The sequence below is a fragment of the Methylobacterium sp. D54C genome (assembly GCF_053345595.1).
Genome location: NZ_JBKFAK010000024.1, coordinates 14,437 through 30,101, shown reverse-complemented (window position 1 = coordinate 30,101; position 15,665 = coordinate 14,437). Strand labels below are relative to the sequence as shown.

The window sequence follows — 15,665 nt, the reverse complement described above, 5'->3', positions numbered from 1 at the left end:
AATCGGCGACGCGCAAATGCCGCGGGGCACTCGCCACGTTTCGGCCTGTTGAACCGGGAGAACAGGGGCGCGTCGGGCGTGCCCCGACCCGCAACCCCTGGATGGATCGACGATGCCCGGTGACCTGATCCCCTGCAGCCTCTTCCTGATCGGGATCCTCGTTTCGGTCGCCGCGGATTGCCGCCTGCGCCGCGCCGAGGCGGCGCCCTGGGCCAACGGCTGCATCACGGCCGCGGGCGCCGCCCTGGTCTTCGCGGCCTGCGCGGCCGCCATGCGCTGAGGCGCCGGCTGAGGCGTCGGCGAGGAACCGTCAGACACCGGACGGACTTTCCCAGCGGCAACCGGGGGCGCGCCGAGACGCGCGACGCCCGCGGTCGCGCGGCTGTCCGGGCGAGGTTCCCATGGTTTCGATGCAGGCCCTGATCGGCTGCGGTCTCGTGCTCGCCGGCATGCTGATCGAGAGCGCGGCGAGCCGGCACTGGCGGGCGGGCGTCCGCGCGGACCGTCTGGATGCCCGGGCCGCCCTCGCGCTCGGCCTGCCCGCCCTGGGGCTCGCCGTGATGGCCGCCCCGATCGCGTGAGCGACCCGACCGGGCCTGACCGACTGGCCCGCCCGCGTTGACGCTCGGCCCCCCGCGCATTACCTCGGCGGGGCTGGCCGCGTCGGGCGAGTGCGGCGCGTCAGGCGATCCCGTGCTCTCCCGGTTCGGATCCGAACCGATACACGGTCGTCAAGACCCGCCATGGATACCCAAACGGACACGGCCCTGAGGCCGGACCCGATCGACGAGCCGGCGCGGCGCGCGTCCGAGCGCTCGCAGGCGCTCGACCCGCGGAGCCCGGTGGCGCGCTTCGCCGCCGACACGCCCCTGCTCACCGACGCGGGCGTCGAGCTCACGCCCTTCCAGATCGCCTACCAGACCGCCGGCACGCTCAACGCCGCGCGCTCGAACGCGGTTCTGATCTGCCACGCGCTGACCGGCGACCAGTACTTCGCCCACACCCACCCGGTGACCGGCAAGCCCGGCTGGTGGGAGACGCTGGTCGGCCCCGGCAAGCCGATCGACACGGACCGCTACTTCGTCGTCTGCTCGAACGTCATCGGCTCGTGCATGGGCTCCACCGGCCCGGCCTCGATCGACCCGGCGACGGGGCGGCCCTACGGGCTGAACTTCCCGCTGGTGACGATCCGCGACATGGTCCGGGCCCAGGCAATGCTGCTGGAGCATCTCGGCATCCGGGACCTGTTCCTGTGCATCGGCGGCTCGATGGGCGGGATGCAGGTGCTGCAATGGGCGGCGCTCTATCCCGAGCGCGTCTTCGCCGCGATGCCGATCGCCACCGGCGCCCGCCACTCGGCGCAGAACATCGCCTTCCACGAGGTCGGCCGGCAGGCGATCATGGCCGACCCCGCCTGGGCGGACGGGCGCTACCTCGAGGCGGGCACCCGGCCCGCCAAGGGGCTCGGCGTCGCCCGGATGGGCGCGCACATCACCTACCTGTCCGAGCCGGCGCTCCACCGGAAGTTCGGCCGGCGCTTCCAGGGCGGCACGGCGCCGACCTTCTCGTTCAACGCCGATTTCCAGATCGAGAGCTACCTGCGCCACCAGGGCCTGAGCTTCGTCGAGCGGTTCGACGCCAACGCTTACCTCTACCTGACCCGGGCGATGGACTATTTCGACCTCGCCGAGGACCACGGCGGCGTGCTCGCCAACGCCTTCCGGGGCACCAAGACCCGCTTCTGCGTGATCTCGTTCACCTCGGACTGGCTGTTCCCGACCCGCGACTCCCGGGCGATCGTCCACGCGCTCAACGCCGCTGCGGCGCCGGTGGCCTTCGTGGAGGTCGAGAGCGACAAGGGCCACGACGCCTTCCTGCTCGACGAGCCGGCGATGTTCTCCGCGGCCCGCGGCTTCATCGACGCCGCCGCCCGGGCGCGCGGGCTGTGACGCGGATGGCGAGCGGCGGGCCCGGCAAGATGACCTTCGGCAAGCTGCCCCTGGGCAAGATCTCCTTGGGCAAGGTCCGCCACGGCGCCCCCTGGGAGGGCGCGGACGCCCTCCCCCACGCGGCCGAGGGCGGCGGCGCCCGCGTCGACCACCTCGTCGTGCTCGGCCTCGTCCCGGCCGGCGCCCGGGTGCTCGACATCGGCTGCGGCGACGGCTCGCTGCTGGCGCTCCTGCGCGACCGCCGCGGCATCGACGGGCGCGGGATCGAGTTGTCCCGCGAGGGCGTGAACGCCTGCCTCGCCCGGGGCCTGTCGGTGATCCAGGGCGACGCCGACACCGACCTCGCCAACTACCCGGACGGCGCCTTCGACGTCGTGGTCCTGTCCCAGACCATCCAGGCGACCCGCAATCCCCGGGTGGTGCTGGAGCACCTGCTGCGCATCGGCCGGCAGGTGATCATCTCGTTCCCGAATTTCGGGCACTGGCGGGTGCGCTCCGAGCTGGCCTTCCGCGGGCGGATGCCGGTCACCGAGATCATGCCGGACGCGTGGTGGGAGACGCCCAACATCCACCACTGCACGATCCGCGACTTCGTCGGTCTCTGCCGCCTGATCGGCGCGCGGATCGAGCACGCCACGGCGCTGGACGCCCGCGGCCGGCCGATGCGGTTCTCCATGCCCTGGTGGGTCTGGAACCTGTTCGGCGCGCAGGGCGTGTTCCTGCTGCGGCGCGAGGATGCCGGGCCCTAGCGCCGCTCCCGAGCAAGGCGAGGCGGTGGCGCGTCGAGCCCGTGCCGGACGAGGCGCGGGTCCCCTCTCCCGTGCGGGAGAGGGGCAGGGTGAGGGATCAGCTCCGTCCGGACGAGGCACACCCCCGTCGCGCCGTGATGGCTCGCTCGACCTCGAAGCGTCTTGTCCCTCACCCCAACCCTCTCCCGCACGGGAGAGGGGGCGTGGCGCGGATGTCTCGACCGGGGTCGTCGTCCTACCCAACCGTTGCAACACGATCGGAAGCGGCCCCAGCATCGCGCCGCTGTTGTCCGGCGCTCGAGGGTCGCCGCGCGGCGCTGTCTCTCCCGGGCGCACCCGCGGCGCCCCGGCCCGGCGATTCCGCAATCCGTCTGAAATAGAGCAGAAACGGAGCTTGGCTATTTCTGGTCGCGTTCCCGTGATCGGACCGTGATTACGGATTCGTCCGGCGTTCATCCCGAGACGTGCGCGTCCACGAGGGGTCGTGGACTGTGCCCGGCTGCGCGGAAGACTTGCCGCAACCGCGAATTCCAGCAGGGTCGACAGGACACGTGCGCCGCGCGATCGTTCACATCGGGATGCCCCGAACCGGCTCCACCGCGTTCCAGGAGGTGCTGGCCCGCCTGCGCCCCCGCCTCGCCGCGGCCGGGATCTGCTACCCGAACCTCGCCCCGCCGGGCGCCCCCGGCAGCGACGACGTCAACCACCACCGGCTCGGCCAGGCGCTGGACCGGCGCCGCGGCGCCGCGGAGCGCCGGGAGGCCCTCGCGCGGCTCGACGCGATCCTGGCCGCCACGCCGGCCGACACGGTCCTGCTCTCCTACGAGGACTTCTCCGTTCAGCGCCCGTTCTGGCGCGTTCCCGAGATCCTGTCCGACCTGTTCGCGCGCCGCGGCTTCGCCCTGGAGGCGGCGCTCGTGGTCAAGCCGCAGGCCGAGCAGCTGGCCTCGGCCTACGCCCTGCGGGCGCAGGTCGTCGCTGAGGGCCGCACGTTCCGCGGCTTCCTGCGCTCCGAGGGCGGGTCCCGGCGCTACGACTACGCGGACCGGCTCGAGCCCTGGCGCCGCGCCGCCGCGGGGCGCGTCACCGCCCTGCCGTACCGCGACCGGCGGTCCGACGCGCCGCTGCTGGCGCGGCTGGTCGACGGGCTCGGGCTGGGCGAGCGCCTCTCATCGCTCCTCGGCCCGGCCGACCTCGCCTACCGCACCAACCGGAGTTCCGGGCCGGTCGCGGTCGAGGCGTCGCGCCGCCTGTACCGGCTCGGCGTGCACCGGCAGGTGACCGGGCATCGCCGGCTGCTCGGCCACGTCCTCGACGACTGGGCCTGGGCGCGGGGGCTCGACGCGGAGCGGTTCCGCGGCGACGCGCCGGAGGGGCTGGCCCGCGTCGCGGCGCGCTACGCGGCCGGGAACGCGCGCTTCGCCGCCGCCTGCTGGGGGCAGAGCTGGGACGCGGTGATCGCGGCCGCGCCCGCCGCCCCGCCGAACGAGCTCGCCGCCGGGCCGGTCGCGCCCGAGACGGAGGCCGCGGTCGAGGCGCTGGTGCGGGCGGCGGCGGCGCGGGCCGCCTTCCGGTCCCCGCCCGCGTGGCGGCGGCGGACGGCCCACATCCTGGAGGAGTGCCGGGAGCGCCTCGGCGAGGCCGTCGGCTACCCGGTCTGGCGCGTGCCGTAGGGGCCCGCGCGTGTCGATGTCCGAGAACCGGCGGCCGCCCCCGCGGACGCCGCCCCAGGCGTGTGACCAGGCGGTGGACCAGGCGGTGGACATGTGCGTCGTGCAGAAGATCCCGCAGACGGTTCCGGCCGGCCTCCCTCCGGGCCCCGTGACCTGGCACCCCCTCCAGGCGCGGGAGGCGCGCTGGGCGCGCCTCGGCCAGGTGCCGGTGATCGCGTGGCTGACCGGCCTGTCGGGAGCCGGGAAGTCGACGCTGGCGGCGGAGGCCGACCGGACCCTGGTCGCGGGCGGCCGGCACAGCGCGGTCCTCGACGGCGACAACCTGCGCCACGGGCTCAACGCCGACCTCGCCTTCTCGCCGGAGGACCGCGCCGAGAACGTCCGGCGCACCGCCGAGGTGGCGCGGCTGATGGCCGAGGCGGGGACGGTGGTGATCGTCTCGCTGATCTCGCCCTACCGGGCCGACCGGGCGCTGGCGCGCCGGATCGCCGGCGACATCCCGTTCCTGGAGGTGTTCGTCGACACGCCGCTGGGCCTGTGCGAGGCCCGGGACCCGAAGGGCCTCTACCGGCTGGCCCGCGCCGGCCGCATCCCGGGCTTCACCGGCATCTCGGCGCCCTACGAGGCGCCGGAGCGGCCGGACCTGACGATCGCCACCGAGGGCCGCGGCACCGCGGCCTGCGCCCGCGCCCTGAGCGCGCGGCTGATGCGGCTGAGCCGGGCGGGCGCGGGTGCGAAGCCGGGGCGGTGAGCGTGTGGTTCCCGACGCGCACACCGGGTCCTCCCAGCCATCCCCTCATCCTGAGGTGACCGCGAAGCGGGGCTCGAAGGAGGGTTCCAGCCGGCCGCGCGATCCCTGGAGCCCGCCTTCGAGGCCTGCGCTTCGCTCCGGCACCTCAGCCGGCACCTCAGGATGAGGGCGCGAATTGGGAGGCGCCCGGCTCGCCCTACCCGCCCGGCCAGCGCAGCTCCGCCCGCAGGCCGCCCAGCTCCGAGCGGCCGAAATCGAGCCGGGCGCCGGCGGCCTCGGCGACGTCGCGGGCGATGGCGATGCCGAAGCCGGTGCCCGGCCGGCTCTCGTCCCAGCGCTGGCCGCGCCCGATTCCCGCGATGGCCGCGGCGCTCATGCCGGGGCCGTCATCCTCGACGGAGAGACCCGGCTGGCCGGCGTCCGTCCCGGCTTCCGTCCCGGTGATCCGGACCCGCCGGTGCGCCCACTTCCGGGCATTGTCGAGGAGGTTGCCCAGCACCTCCATCAGCTCGCCCTCCTCGCCCGGATAGGCGAGGGTCCCGGGCACCGCCACGGCCCAGTCGAGGGACCCGCCCTCCGGCAGCCGCCGCAGGGTCGCGACGAGGCGCTCCGCCACCGGGGCGACCGGGCAGGACCGCCGCCGCAGGTCGCCCGCGGCCGCGACCCGCGCCCGGGCCAGCGCCCGCTCCACCTGCCCGCCCATGGCCCGCGCCTGCTCGGCGATCTCGGCCGCCAGCGCCGGGTCGGCCGGCCCGGTCCGGCGCGCCAGCGCGTCCAGCACCGCCAGCGGCGTCTTGAGGCCGTGGGCCATGTCGGCGGCGGCGTCGCGGGCGCGGACCAGGGCGCGCTCCTGCGCGTCGAGCAGCCGGTTGAGATCGGTGACCAGCGGCCGGACCTCGTCGGGGAACTGCTCCGGCAGCCGCGCCCGCCGCCCGGCATGGACCGCCAGGAGCTCCGCCTGCAGCACCCGGAACGGGCCGAGCGCCCGGTGCACGAACAGGCCCATCGCCAGGGTCAGGACGACGAACAGGGCGACGAGCGCCGGGACGAGCAGGCGCAGGAACGTGGTCCGGCTCGCCGCGAGGCCGCGCCGGTCCTCCGCCACCGCGACCCGCAGCGCGGTCTCGGCGCCCGGCGCGCCGATCTGCAGCGGCCGCACCACCGCGATGAGCCGGCCGCCGTCGGGCCCGGTCGTGTCGAGGGTCGCGGGGACCTGCGCGCCCGCCCCGGCCGGTCCCAGATCGAGGCTCCTGTCCCAGAGGGAGCGCGAGCGCAGCGCGCGCGATCCCGCCTCGACCTGCCAGTACAGGCCGCCGTAGGGCGTGGCGAAGCGCGGGTCCGGCAGGTCCCGGGACAGGGTCGGCGTCCCGTCCGGCGCGAGGCCCACCCGGCCGGCGATGAGCTTGGCGGTCCGGTCCAGATCCGCGACGGTGCGGGCGTCGAGCACCCGGTCGAGGATCACCGTGAGGCCGATCCCGGCGAGCACCAGCGCCAGCGCGATCAGCGCGGCCGCCGCGAGGCCGAGCCGCAGGCGGAGGGAGTCGCGCCTCACGGCCCGTCCGGTCCGGCGATCAGGTAGCCCTGGCCGCGGCGGGTCTCGATCACCCCGGGCCCGATCTTGCGGCGCAGGCGCGTCAGGAGCGCCTCCAGGGCGTTGGCCTCGCGCTCGGTCCCGACGCCGTGGAGGTGGTCGAGCAGCTCGCCCGCCGGCACGACCTGCCCCGGCCGGTGCAGCAGGAAGGCCAGCAGCCGGTATTCCAGGGCGGTCAGCTCGGCGGGCCGTCCGTCGACGCTGACCGCGCGGGTGCGGGTGTCGAGCTCCACCGCGCCGGCGCGCAGCACCGGCGCGGCGTGGCCGGCGGTGCGCCGCAGGATCGCCCGGAGCCGCGCGACCAGCTCCTCCATGCGGAACGGCTTGGCGAGGTAGTCGTCGGCGCCGGCGTCGATGCCCTCGACGCGCTCGCGCCAGCCGTCCCGGGCGGTCAGGATCAGGACCGGCAGGGCGATGTCGGCGGCGCGCAGGCGGCGCAGCACGCCGAGCCCGTCGAGGCGCGGCAGGCCGAGATCCAGCACCATGGCGTCGTAAGGCTCGGTCTCGGCGCGGAACCACGCCGCCTCGCCGTCCGCCACCACGTCGGCGACGTAGCCGGCCCTCTCCAGCCCCTGCCGGATGTCCGCCGCGATGCGCGGCTCGTCCTCGACGATCAGGACGCGCACGGGCCGGCCTCCTCAATCATCGTCGTCCTCGTCCAGGATCTTCAGCGTGCCGGCATCGACCTTCACGGTCCGGCGCTTCCCGTCGGGCCCGAGGATGCGCAGCTTGTACAGCCAGTGCCCGTCGTCGCGCTTGAGGTCGACCGACACGACGTCCCCCGGCACCGCCGCCCGGGCCGCCGCCAGCACCGCGTCGAGGGGGCGGATCTCGCCGCTCTCCAGCGCCCGGCGGGCCCGGTCGGCATCCTCGGAGGCGTGCAGGGGCCCGCCCGCGAGGGTGGCCAGCAGGCCGAGGGCGAGAACGAGGGCGCGGCGGGGCGGGAACGGGCTCATGCGGGCGCAGGCTAGGCCGCGCCGCCTGACGGGACGCTGACAGCCGGCGTCAGGATCGCGGGGCGGGGCTTCGGCACAAGGGCCGCCATAGCCCTTCCGGAGACCTGAGACCATGTCGCTCTACGTCGGTATCCTCCTCGCCTGCGCGGCCGGCCTCGCCGGCACCCTCCTCTGCCCGGACGACAGGGGCGGCCGCTCGCGCCTGCCGCTCCTCGCTGCGCTCCTGATCGGCGGCCTGTCCTGGCACGCCCCCGCCCGGGCCGGCGAGATCCTGCGCGGCCCCGCCCAGGTGATCGACGGCGGGACGCTGCGCGTCGGCGGACGGCCGGTGAGCCTGTTCGGGATCGCCGCGCCGGAGGCCGACGCGACCTGCGCGGACGCCCGGGACCGGCCCTACCCGTGCGGCCGCGACGCCGCCCGGGCGCTCGCCGACCGGATCGGCGGGGCGGCCGTCGCCTGCGAGCCGCGGGGCGAGGCGGGCGCGGCGCTCTGCCGAGTCGGCGAGGCGGATCTCGGGGCCTGGATGGTGGCGCAGGGCCTCGCCCTGCCCGACCGGGACCTCGCGCCGGACTACGCGCCCGCGGCGACCGGGCCTGGGGGCGCCGCCTAGGCCTGTGGTCGGGGGTGTTCCAGGATCCCGCCGAGCGGCGGGGCCGCCGCGCCGCCGCCGCGCTCGGCGCCGCCGGGTGACAGGCCGGTCGTCAGCGGGAACGCTGCCGGGCACACCCGGTTGGACCGGCAAGCCCGTCCGGGGCGCACGAGGACTCGCGGAGGCCCCATGAGGTTCCTGAACCGTACGATGCTGCTCGCCGCCCTGCTCACCTGCGCGGCGGGGGCCGCGGGTGCCGCCGAGGGCCGGGGCAAGGCCGAGGGACGCAAGGATGCCGGCGCGCCCACGACCAGCATGGGCGCGGGCGGCCTCAGCGGCACCGGCGCCACCCGGGACGGCGCCCGCACGGGCTCGGTCGAGAGCAAGGGGCAGCCGGGCGGCGCGAAGCCGACCTCCGCCCCGAAGGCCGGGACGGGCCGCTGATCCGCTCCGGCACCGCGGGATGAGGCGACGGGTCGGAGACTCCGTCCGGCCGGGCCGCGCTACTGCGAGCGGCGGCTGAACGAGACCGCGTAGGCCTGGACGCGGGCGTCGATCAGCGGGTCGTCCGAGACCTCGATCCCGTCGGTCAGGTTGTTGGGCATGAACAGCAGCGCCTTCTCGGCCTCGGCGCTGTCGGGCACGACCTTGCTCACCGTCACGGTGCCGAGATCGACCGTCTTCCGGTCGTCTGGCCAGGGCTTGGTGGCGTCGTTGGTCGGGTCACCCGGCTCGGCGAGTTGGGCCAGCATCCGGAACCTCGCCGGAGTCTTGGCGACCCGCGGGCCGATCTCGGCCATCAGGAAGTTCGGGTCGCGCTTGGCCGCCTCCTCGGGTGGGAGGATCTCCTCGCCCTCCACCGGCACGAAGCGGAACCGGAACGGCTGCCGCTTGCCGGCCGCGTCCACCAGGATGAAGGCGTTGACGCCGTTGTAGGTCTGCCGGGCGAGGCTCGACGGGGTCCTGGCGGTCCCGCCCGCGGTGGCGGCGGCCGGGTGGGCGGCGGCGAAGCGCTCCAGCGCGGTCGGATGCGCGGCCTTCGGGCCGCTCTCGGCGGCGGCCTTCAGGAGGTCGCGGAACTCCTCGCCCGTGGCGACCGGGAAGTACTTCAGCGAGTTCGTGACGACGTCCATCTCGGAGCCGTCGCTCAGCTTGAACTTGAGAGCGAGGCCGTGCGGGTTGGCGTCGGCCGCGCCGTCCGGGATGGTCGGGACGCCGGTGGCGTCCGAGAACCGGATCGTCACCGGCACCGCCGGCCCCTGGAACAGGGAGGCCTTGCTGATCTTCGCCGCCTCTGGCGACGGGGTGAAGCTGCCCTCGGCGACCACGCCCTTGGCGTGGTTGGCCCGGGCGCCCGGATGCTTGCCGAACAGCGTGTTCATCACGTCGATCGTCTGCTCGGCGGTGGAGGCCTCCTGGGCCAGGGCCGGGGCGGCGGCCGCGAGCGCGGTGCTCAGCAGGAGGGCGAAACCCGATCTCGAACGCAGCATGGGAACCTCTCGGCAGCGCGGGCTCTCGGGAGCCGGTCAATGCGGACCGGCCCATCTTCTAGGGAGCGAGGCAGCGAGGGCACAACCAAAAGCTATGCCGCGGCGGAGCTGGGGTGTGGGTTACGTCGCGGCGGCAGGCCGCAGATCGAGAACTTCGTCTCCGCTTCGCTCCGCTCGCAAAGACGGTGCGGAGCCCGCTACCGCGCGCCGCGGTGGAGGTCGCCCTCGATCAGCAGGGCGCTGCGGCTGTCGAGCCGCGAGCGGTAGACCTGCAGGTTCTCCATGACCCGCTGCACGTAGTTGCGCGTCTCCGTGAAGGGGATGCGCTCCACCCAGTCGATCACGTCGACGTCGCCCTTGCGCGGGTCGCCGTAGGCGTCGATCCACTTCTTCACGTTGCCGCCGCCCGCGTTGTAGGAGGCGAAGGCGAGCACGTAGGAGCCGCGCCAATCCTCCATCAGCTCGCCGAGATGGGCCTGGCCGAGCCTCGCGCAGTAGGCGGGGTCGCTGGTCAGGCGGTCGACGTCGAAGGCGGTCGAGACCCGGCGGGCGGTGCGCTGGGCGGTGGCCGGCATCATCTGCATCAGCCCCCTTGCGCCGACGCCCGACTGGGCGCGCGGGTCGAACTGGCTCTCCTGGCGGGCGATGGCGTAGACCATGGCCCGCTCGACCTGCGGGACCGCCGTGAAGGTCTCGTAGGTGGGAATGCCGATCGTCGGGTAGGCGTGGGCGTCGAGCGGCAGGCCGCGCTGGACCGCGAGCTTGCCGATCGCCACCAGGGCGCGGGCGTCCTTCATGTCGGTGGCGAGGTCGCCGAGCGCCTGGAGCTCGCGCGGGTCCGAGAGGTCCCGGGCGGCGTCGATGTAGAGCGGCAGGGCCAGCTCCTTGATCCCGGCCTCGCCGAGCAGGCGCAGGGCGCGGATGGAGAGCCGCCCGTCGAAGGCCTGGCGCTCCGCGCCCTCGAGGTCGGCCGGCGCCCGCAGGGGCAGGCTGGTCTGGCCGAGCCGGGCCCGGGCCACCTGGCCGTAATAGGCGATCGGCTGCAGGGCGGCGCGCTCGTAGAAGCGCTTCGCCTCCTCCGACTGGCCGAGCGCCTCGGCCGCCCGTCCCTGCCAGTAGGCGGCCCGCGCCACCGAGATCGGGCTCTCGGCGATCGCCGCCACCCGGGCGAAATGCTGCGCGGCGGCGGCGGGATCGCCGGCGAAGCGGAGCGCGATCCAGCCGGCGTGGAACTCGGCCTCGATGCGCTTCTCGGGCGAGCGCGCCGCCGGCTGGCTCGCCACCACGTAGGCGGTCTTGGCATCGCCGAGGTCGAGGAGCTTGCGCGCCACGATCCGGCGCTCGATCCACCACTCGTCGCCGTCGACCAGCACGTCCGGGTTGCTCGGCGCCGTCGCGAGCACGGCGGCGGCCGCCTCGGGCTTGTCGGCCCGGCGGAAATACTGCGCCCGGGAGAAGATGTAGGACGCGTCGCTGCGCAGCGACGGCGGCACCGCGGCGAGCGCGGAAGCGGCGCCGGAGGACTTGTCCTCCACGGCCCGGCGGGCGCGCACGAGGCTGGCATAGGCGCCGCCCGCGTAGCCGGCGGCCCGGCCGGCGCTCTCCCAGTCGTCCTTCAGGAGCGCCCGCTCCATCCGGTAGCGGTGGTCGACCCGGGTCAGCGCGTCCGGGAAGGCGTCGAGCACCTTCGCTTCCAGGCTCCGCCCGAAGCTCTCGGTGCGCCAGAGGTCGCGGACCATCTCGGCGGCGTCGGCGTCGCAGCCGTCGGCGCGCAGGGCCAGCGCCAGGGCGAACTTGCCCGGCGCGCTCACCGGCTTCGCCGTGGCGAAGTAGGCCCGGACCGTCGCGGGCGCCTTCTTCTCGGAGAGCAGCGCCTCCTCGGCCCGGCGGCGCAGCAGCGGACCGGCCGGCCAGTCCGGATTGGCCCGGACGAAGGCCACGGTGCGGTTGAAGCCGATCCCGGCGCCCGCGCGGATCGCCACCCACTCGAGAAGCGCCTTCGCGGCCGGGTCGGTGAAGCCGTCGCGCATCCGGTCGCCGTCGGCGACCCGGCCCTTGCGGTAGAGGTCGATGGCGCCGCGCAGCAGCGTCGGGTCGGTGTCGCCGGAGACCTTCGGGCGCGCGGGATCCGGCACCTCGGGCACCGGGGCCGCCGGGGTGACCGCGGCGTCCGGCAGCGGGAAGGCCACCGGGGCGTCGGGGTCAGCGGAGGCGTAGGCCGAGGCCGCGGCCGGCAGCGTCCGGGCGGGCTCCTCGCCCTTGTCGTCGCCGCTCGAGGCGTGGACCGGGTCGAGCTTCAGGGCGTCGGCCGCGACAGGGTCGCTCGCCTTCACGGCCTGCGCGCCCCGGACCTGGGCGGTCGAGAGGGCAGCGTCGCTCGCCGGCGGCGCGGGCTGTGTCGCTGGCTGCGTGGCCGGCGGCGTCGTGGGCGCGTCGATGCCGGCTTGGCCGGCTTGGCCGGCTTGGCCGGCCGGGCCGGCGAGCGCCACGCCGACGGTGGCGACGAGCGCGGCGGCGGTGAGGGACGTGCGCTTCGGGGCCGGATGCGAGGCCGCGGGTCGGATCACGATTCCCCCCTACTGATCACCGGAGCGGGAAAGGTCGAGGATCGGGCCGTGACCATTAAGATCGCGTTAACCGTCCCCACGATCTGTTTGCGCGCCGTGACGCGACCGCCTATGTCTGCCGGTCCGTGCCCGTACGATGCGGACCACGCGCGGCGCCGAGACCGCCGAAATCCCAGCTGGGACCCTTTGGGACGCCTGAGATGACCGAGATGACCGGGAGCCGCCTGCGGGGCTCGCTCACCGCGCTTGTGACGCCCTTCCGCGACGGGGCCTTCGACGAGGCCGCCTTCCGGAAGTTCGTGCGCTGGCAGATCGAGCAGGGCAGCCACGGCCTCGTGCCAACCGGCACCACCGGCGAGAGCCCGACCCTGACCCATTCCGAGCACGACCGGGTGGTCGAGGCCTGCATCGACGAGGCGGGCGGGCGCGTGCCGGTCGTGGCGGGCGCGGGCTCCAACTCCACCGCCGAGGCGGTCGAGCGGGCGCAGCACGCCGAGCGCGCGGGCGCCGACGCCGTCTTGGTTGTGACGCCGTACTACAACAAGCCGACGCAGGCGGGCCTCTACGCCCACTTCAAGGCCGTCAACGACGCGGTCGGCATCCCGATCATCATCTACAACATCCCGCCGCGCTCCGTCGTCGACATGAGTGTCGAGACGATGGCCCGGCTCTTCGAGTTGAAGAACATCGCCGGCGTGAAGGACGCGACCGCCAAGATCGACCGCGTCAGCCAGCAGCGTCAGGCCATGGGCGCGAGCTTCGTCCAGCTTTCGGGCGAAGATGCGACGGCGCTCGGCTACAACGCCCACGGCGGCCACGGCTGCATCTCGGTGGTGGCGAACGTCGCCCCGCGCCTCTGCGCCGACCTGCAGGAGGCGACGCTCGCCGGCGACTACGCCAAGGCGCTGACCCTTCAGGACAAGCTGTTCCCCCTGCAGACGGGCCTGTTCGCCGAGGCCAACCCGGCGCCGGTGAAGTACGCGCTGTCGCGGCTCGGCTACATGACCGACGAGCTGCGCCTGCCGCTGGTGCCGGTGACCGAGCCCACCAAGCGCATCGTCGACGACGCCCTGCGTCACGCCGGCCTTCTGGTCGACTGAGGGAAGTCACGCATCATGGCCCCGAAACCGGAGCCCAGTCGGCGCATCGTCGCCGACAACCGCGCCGCGCGCTATCACTACACGATCGAGGACACGCTCGAGGCCGGCATCGCGCTGACCGGCACCGAGGTGAAATCCCTGCGCGGCGGCAAGGCGACGATCGGCGAGGCCTATGCCGGACCCTCCGGCAACGACCTGATGCTGTTCAACGCCTACATCCCGGAATACCTGGAGGCGAACCGCTTCAACCACGACACCAAGCGCCCGCGCCGCCTGCTGCTGCACCGCCGCCAGATCAACAAGCTGATCGGCGCGACCCAGCGCCAGGGCTACACGGTGGTGCCGCTGAAGATCTACTTCAACGACAAGGGGCGGGCGAAGGTCGAGCTCGGCCTCGGCAAGGGCAAGCAGGCCCACGACAAGCGCGAGGCGGTCAAGGAGCGCGACTGGCAGCGCGACCGGGCGCGGCTGCTGCGCGACCGGGGCTGAGGCCGGGCCGTCATCGCGAGCGCAGCGAAGCGACCCAGGGCAGCGCGACGTCCGCGGGCGTGGTGCCGCTGGATTGCTTCGCTCCGCTCGCAAAGACGATCGTTCCGACAGGGGGCGCGTGCAGGCCGTGATGCGCTCGCCTTGCGCTGACCGCGCGATGTCACAAGATCCCGGATTAGCCGGTGCGGCGTCCCGAGCCTGCGATCCTGCGGAGCGACCCATGCCCTCCACCCACGATACCCTGCCCGACGACCTGCCGGTCCCCGTCGACGACGGCGCGGCCGATCACCTGCGCGGGATGCGCCTGCCCGACGTGGCGCTCACCGCCACGGACGGCCGCACGGTCTCGCTGGCGCGGCTGCCGGGCCGCACCGTGGCCTACGCCTACCCGCGCACCGGCGAGCCGGGCCAGCCGGGCCTGACGCCCGACTGGGACGCGATCCCCGGCGCCCGGGGCTGCACGCCGCAGGCCTGCGATTTCCGCGATCACCACGCCGCGCTGACGGCCCGAGGCGTCGCCCAGGTCTTCGGCCTCTCGACCCAGACGAGCGCCTACCAGCGGGAGGCGGCCGAGCGCCTGCGCCTGCCCTTCCCGCTGCTGGCCGATCCGCACCGGGCCTTCGCGATGGCGGCGCGCCTGCCCACCTTCGAGGCCGGCGGCCAGGTGCTGCTGCGCCGCCTCACCCTGGTGATCGACGACGGCGTCGTGAGCGAGCTGTTCTACCCGGTCTTCCCGCCGGACCGGAGCGCCCGGCAGGTCCTCGACTGGCTCGACGGGGGCAGCGCCTGAGGCGCTACTCCTCCTCGACCTCCGGCTGGCGGATGCCGTAGCGGTTCTCCAGGCCCGGATTGGCCCTTCCCTCCCCGCGGTAGCGGGTCGGCGCCTCGCCGGAGGCCCGCGCTGGGCGCTCGCCGGGCTCGCGCCCGATCCGGCCCGCGAGGCTCGCGAGGTCGACGAACTCGTCGGCCTGCCGCCGCAGCTCGTCGGAGATCATCGCCGGCTGGGTCTGGATCGTGGAGATCACCGTCACCTTCACGCCGCGCCGCTGCATCGCCTCGACGAGGGAACGGAAATCGCCGTCGCCGGAGAACAGGATCATGTGGTCGATGTGCGGGCTGAGCTCGAGGGCGTCGATCGCCAGCTCGATGTCCATGTTGCCCTTGTACTTCCGGCGCCCCATCGAGTCCGTGAACTCCTTCACGGGCTTGGTCACGACGCGGTAGCCGTTGTAGTCGAGCCAGTCGATCAGCGGCCGGATCGAGGAGTATTCCTGATCCTCGATCATAGCCGTGTAGTAGAATGCCCGGAGGAGGTTCTCCCGCGACTGAAATTCTTTGAGCAGCTTCTTGTAGTCGATGTCGAAACCGAGGGCCTTGGTGGTGGCGTAGAGGTTGGCGCCGTCGATGAAGATGGCGCTGCGCTGGGTGACTGGCATGAACAGGTCAGGTCCCGAAAAATCGTGGGTGACAGGAAATCGTCTGAACAATCGGTCAGGGTTCGCCCGGGGCGAAAGGCCGGGGCGCGTGGCCGGGACGGTGCGCCGCGATCGCGGCCGCCGCGCTCTGCAAACCGGGGTGGACCGGCGCGGTCGATGACCCGCGCCACCGACGCCCCGTCCGCCGGACCATTCGTTTCAAACGGGTCCGTGTCAAGCAGAGCACGGGATTGTGCGGTCGTGAAAAACTGAACTCTCGGGGCGGATTAATTGACCACGACAGGGCTTCGTCGTGAAAACGGTGGTTTACGTAAGTTGATCCTGT

At 74.0% G+C, this 15,665-nt stretch carries 17 protein-coding genes; 11 read left to right on the top strand and 6 right to left on the bottom strand.

The genetic code is table 11. The features are described 5' to 3' along the window. The first annotated feature begins 112 nt into the window (after positions 1-112). The 6 genes from ACLBYB_RS27495 (at position 113) to cysC (ending at position 5,122) form a co-directional block, all read left to right on the top strand. Positions 113-280 (top strand): hypothetical protein, encoded by a 168-nt coding sequence (locus ACLBYB_RS27495; protein ID WP_020095222.1) that lies wholly within the window; start codon positions 113-115, stop codon positions 278-280. Between the two features lie 121 nt (positions 281-401). Continuing rightward, entirely contained in the window at positions 402-581 is a 180-nt protein-coding gene (locus ACLBYB_RS27490; RefSeq protein ID WP_020095221.1) for a hypothetical protein, read from the top strand. A gap of 162 nt (positions 582-743) precedes the next feature. Further along, on the top strand, positions 744-1,949 hold the full coding sequence (gene metX / locus ACLBYB_RS27485; protein ID WP_447700670.1) for a homoserine O-acetyltransferase MetX: 1,206 nt from the start codon (positions 744-746) through the stop codon (positions 1,947-1,949). A 29-nt stretch (positions 1,950-1,978) separates the two neighbouring features. Then, entirely contained in the window at positions 1,979-2,698 is a 720-nt protein-coding gene (gene metW / locus ACLBYB_RS27480; RefSeq protein WP_447700696.1) for a methionine biosynthesis protein MetW, read from the top strand. A gap of 578 nt (positions 2,699-3,276) precedes the next feature. Continuing rightward, positions 3,277-4,371 carry a hypothetical protein gene (locus ACLBYB_RS27475; protein WP_447700669.1) on the top strand — a complete coding sequence of 365 codons (1,095 nt, stop codon included), beginning with the start codon at positions 3,277-3,279 and terminating at the stop codon, positions 4,369-4,371. A gap of 91 nt (positions 4,372-4,462) precedes the next feature. Further along, the gene (cysC, locus tag ACLBYB_RS27470) at positions 4,463-5,122 is read left to right on the top strand and encodes an adenylyl-sulfate kinase (RefSeq protein WP_100252015.1); all 660 of its coding nucleotides are present in this window, start codon (positions 4,463-4,465) and stop codon (positions 5,120-5,122) included. Positions 5,123-5,318: 196 nt separating this feature from the next. On the opposite strand, the gene ACLBYB_RS27465 is transcribed toward cysC, so the two are convergent. From ACLBYB_RS27465 to ACLBYB_RS27455, 3 genes are read right to left on the bottom strand one after another with little or no spacing between them, the layout of a single operon-like run. Further along, the gene (locus tag ACLBYB_RS27465; protein WP_447700668.1) at positions 5,319-6,674 is read right to left on the bottom strand and encodes an ATP-binding protein; all 1,356 of its coding nucleotides are present in this window, start codon (positions 6,672-6,674) and stop codon (positions 5,319-5,321) included. Continuing rightward, the gene (locus ACLBYB_RS27460; RefSeq protein WP_447700667.1) at positions 6,671-7,339 is read right to left on the bottom strand and encodes a response regulator transcription factor; all 669 of its coding nucleotides are present in this window, start codon (positions 7,337-7,339) and stop codon (positions 6,671-6,673) included. Before ACLBYB_RS27460 ends, ACLBYB_RS27465 begins: the two co-directional genes overlap by 4 nt. 12 nt (positions 7,340-7,351) lie before the next feature. After that, a complete protein-coding gene (locus tag ACLBYB_RS27455) occupies positions 7,352-7,669 on the bottom strand; it encodes a PepSY domain-containing protein (RefSeq protein ID WP_447700666.1) in 318 nt (105 codons plus the stop codon). A gap of 112 nt (positions 7,670-7,781) precedes the next feature. Here ACLBYB_RS27455 and ACLBYB_RS27450 point away from each other — a divergent pair, with 112 nt between their 5' ends. Next, a complete protein-coding gene (locus ACLBYB_RS27450; protein ID WP_447700665.1) occupies positions 7,782-8,279 on the top strand; it encodes a thermonuclease family protein in 498 nt (165 codons plus the stop codon). A gap of 168 nt (positions 8,280-8,447) precedes the next feature. Next, positions 8,448-8,702 carry a hypothetical protein gene (locus ACLBYB_RS27445; RefSeq protein WP_447700664.1) on the top strand — a complete coding sequence of 85 codons (255 nt, stop codon included), beginning with the start codon at positions 8,448-8,450 and terminating at the stop codon, positions 8,700-8,702. A 59-nt stretch (positions 8,703-8,761) separates the two neighbouring features. Here ACLBYB_RS27445 and ACLBYB_RS27440 read toward each other — a convergent pair whose 3' ends face one another. Together ACLBYB_RS27440 and ACLBYB_RS27435 are read right to left on the bottom strand one after the other, a co-directional pair. Beyond that, positions 8,762-9,748, bottom strand: a complete 987-nt coding sequence (locus ACLBYB_RS27440) for a catalase family peroxidase (protein ID WP_056523911.1) — start codon at positions 9,746-9,748, stop codon at positions 8,762-8,764. A 197-nt stretch (positions 9,749-9,945) separates the two neighbouring features. Then, positions 9,946-12,315, bottom strand: a complete 2,370-nt coding sequence (locus ACLBYB_RS27435; RefSeq protein ID WP_447700663.1) for a transglycosylase SLT domain-containing protein — start codon at positions 12,313-12,315, stop codon at positions 9,946-9,948. Positions 12,316-12,515: 200 nt separating this feature from the next. Between ACLBYB_RS27435 and dapA the strand changes: the two genes are divergently transcribed. The 3 genes from dapA (at position 12,516) to ACLBYB_RS27420 (ending at position 14,694) form a co-directional block, all read left to right on the top strand. Beyond that, positions 12,516-13,415 carry a 4-hydroxy-tetrahydrodipicolinate synthase gene (gene dapA / locus ACLBYB_RS27430; RefSeq protein WP_447700662.1) on the top strand — a complete coding sequence of 300 codons (900 nt, stop codon included), beginning with the start codon at positions 12,516-12,518 and terminating at the stop codon, positions 13,413-13,415. Positions 13,416-13,430: 15 nt separating this feature from the next. Next, positions 13,431-13,904, top strand: coding sequence for an SsrA-binding protein SmpB (smpB, locus tag ACLBYB_RS27425; protein WP_020095208.1), 474 nt, complete (start codon positions 13,431-13,433; stop codon positions 13,902-13,904). Between the two features lie 220 nt (positions 13,905-14,124). Then, positions 14,125-14,694 (top strand): peroxiredoxin, encoded by a 570-nt coding sequence (locus ACLBYB_RS27420; protein WP_091925962.1) that lies wholly within the window; start codon positions 14,125-14,127, stop codon positions 14,692-14,694. Positions 14,695-14,698: 4 nt separating this feature from the next. On the opposite strand, the gene ACLBYB_RS27415 is transcribed toward ACLBYB_RS27420, so the two are convergent. After that, complete coding sequence (locus tag ACLBYB_RS27415; protein WP_447700661.1) at positions 14,699-15,340, bottom strand: LabA-like NYN domain-containing protein; 642 nt, start codon at positions 15,338-15,340, stop codon at positions 14,699-14,701. Between the last annotated feature and the right edge of the window lie 325 nt (positions 15,341-15,665).

What these genes read in the sequence shown, in the direction of transcription:
- ACLBYB_RS27495 (WP_020095222.1), top strand. Translation starts at nt 113, where the DNA reads ATGCCCGGTGACCTGATCCCCTGCAGCCTCTTCCTGATCGGGATCCTC.
- ACLBYB_RS27490 (WP_020095221.1), top strand. Translation starts at nt 402, where the DNA reads ATGGTTTCGATGCAGGCCCTGATCGGCTGCGGTCTCGTGCTCGCCGGC.
- metX (WP_447700670.1), top strand. Translation starts at nt 744, where the DNA reads ATGGATACCCAAACGGACACGGCCCTGAGGCCGGACCCGATCGACGAG.
- metW (WP_447700696.1), top strand. Translation starts at nt 1,979, where the DNA reads ATGACCTTCGGCAAGCTGCCCCTGGGCAAGATCTCCTTGGGCAAGGTC.
- ACLBYB_RS27475 (WP_447700669.1), top strand. Translation starts at nt 3,277, where the DNA reads ATGCCCCGAACCGGCTCCACCGCGTTCCAGGAGGTGCTGGCCCGCCTG.
- cysC (WP_100252015.1), top strand. Translation starts at nt 4,463, where the DNA reads ATGTGCGTCGTGCAGAAGATCCCGCAGACGGTTCCGGCCGGCCTCCCT.
- ACLBYB_RS27455 (WP_447700666.1), bottom strand. Translation starts at nt 7,669, where the DNA reads ATGAGCCCGTTCCCGCCCCGCCGCGCCCTCGTTCTCGCCCTCGGCCTG.
- ACLBYB_RS27450 (WP_447700665.1), top strand. Translation starts at nt 7,782, where the DNA reads ATGTCGCTCTACGTCGGTATCCTCCTCGCCTGCGCGGCCGGCCTCGCC.
- ACLBYB_RS27445 (WP_447700664.1), top strand. Translation starts at nt 8,448, where the DNA reads ATGAGGTTCCTGAACCGTACGATGCTGCTCGCCGCCCTGCTCACCTGC.
- ACLBYB_RS27440 (WP_056523911.1), bottom strand. Translation starts at nt 9,748, where the DNA reads ATGCTGCGTTCGAGATCGGGTTTCGCCCTCCTGCTGAGCACCGCGCTC.
- dapA (WP_447700662.1), top strand. Translation starts at nt 12,516, where the DNA reads ATGACCGAGATGACCGGGAGCCGCCTGCGGGGCTCGCTCACCGCGCTT.
- smpB (WP_020095208.1), top strand. Translation starts at nt 13,431, where the DNA reads ATGGCCCCGAAACCGGAGCCCAGTCGGCGCATCGTCGCCGACAACCGC.
- ACLBYB_RS27420 (WP_091925962.1), top strand. Translation starts at nt 14,125, where the DNA reads ATGCCCTCCACCCACGATACCCTGCCCGACGACCTGCCGGTCCCCGTC.
- ACLBYB_RS27415 (WP_447700661.1), bottom strand. Translation starts at nt 15,340, where the DNA reads ATGCCAGTCACCCAGCGCAGCGCCATCTTCATCGACGGCGCCAACCTC.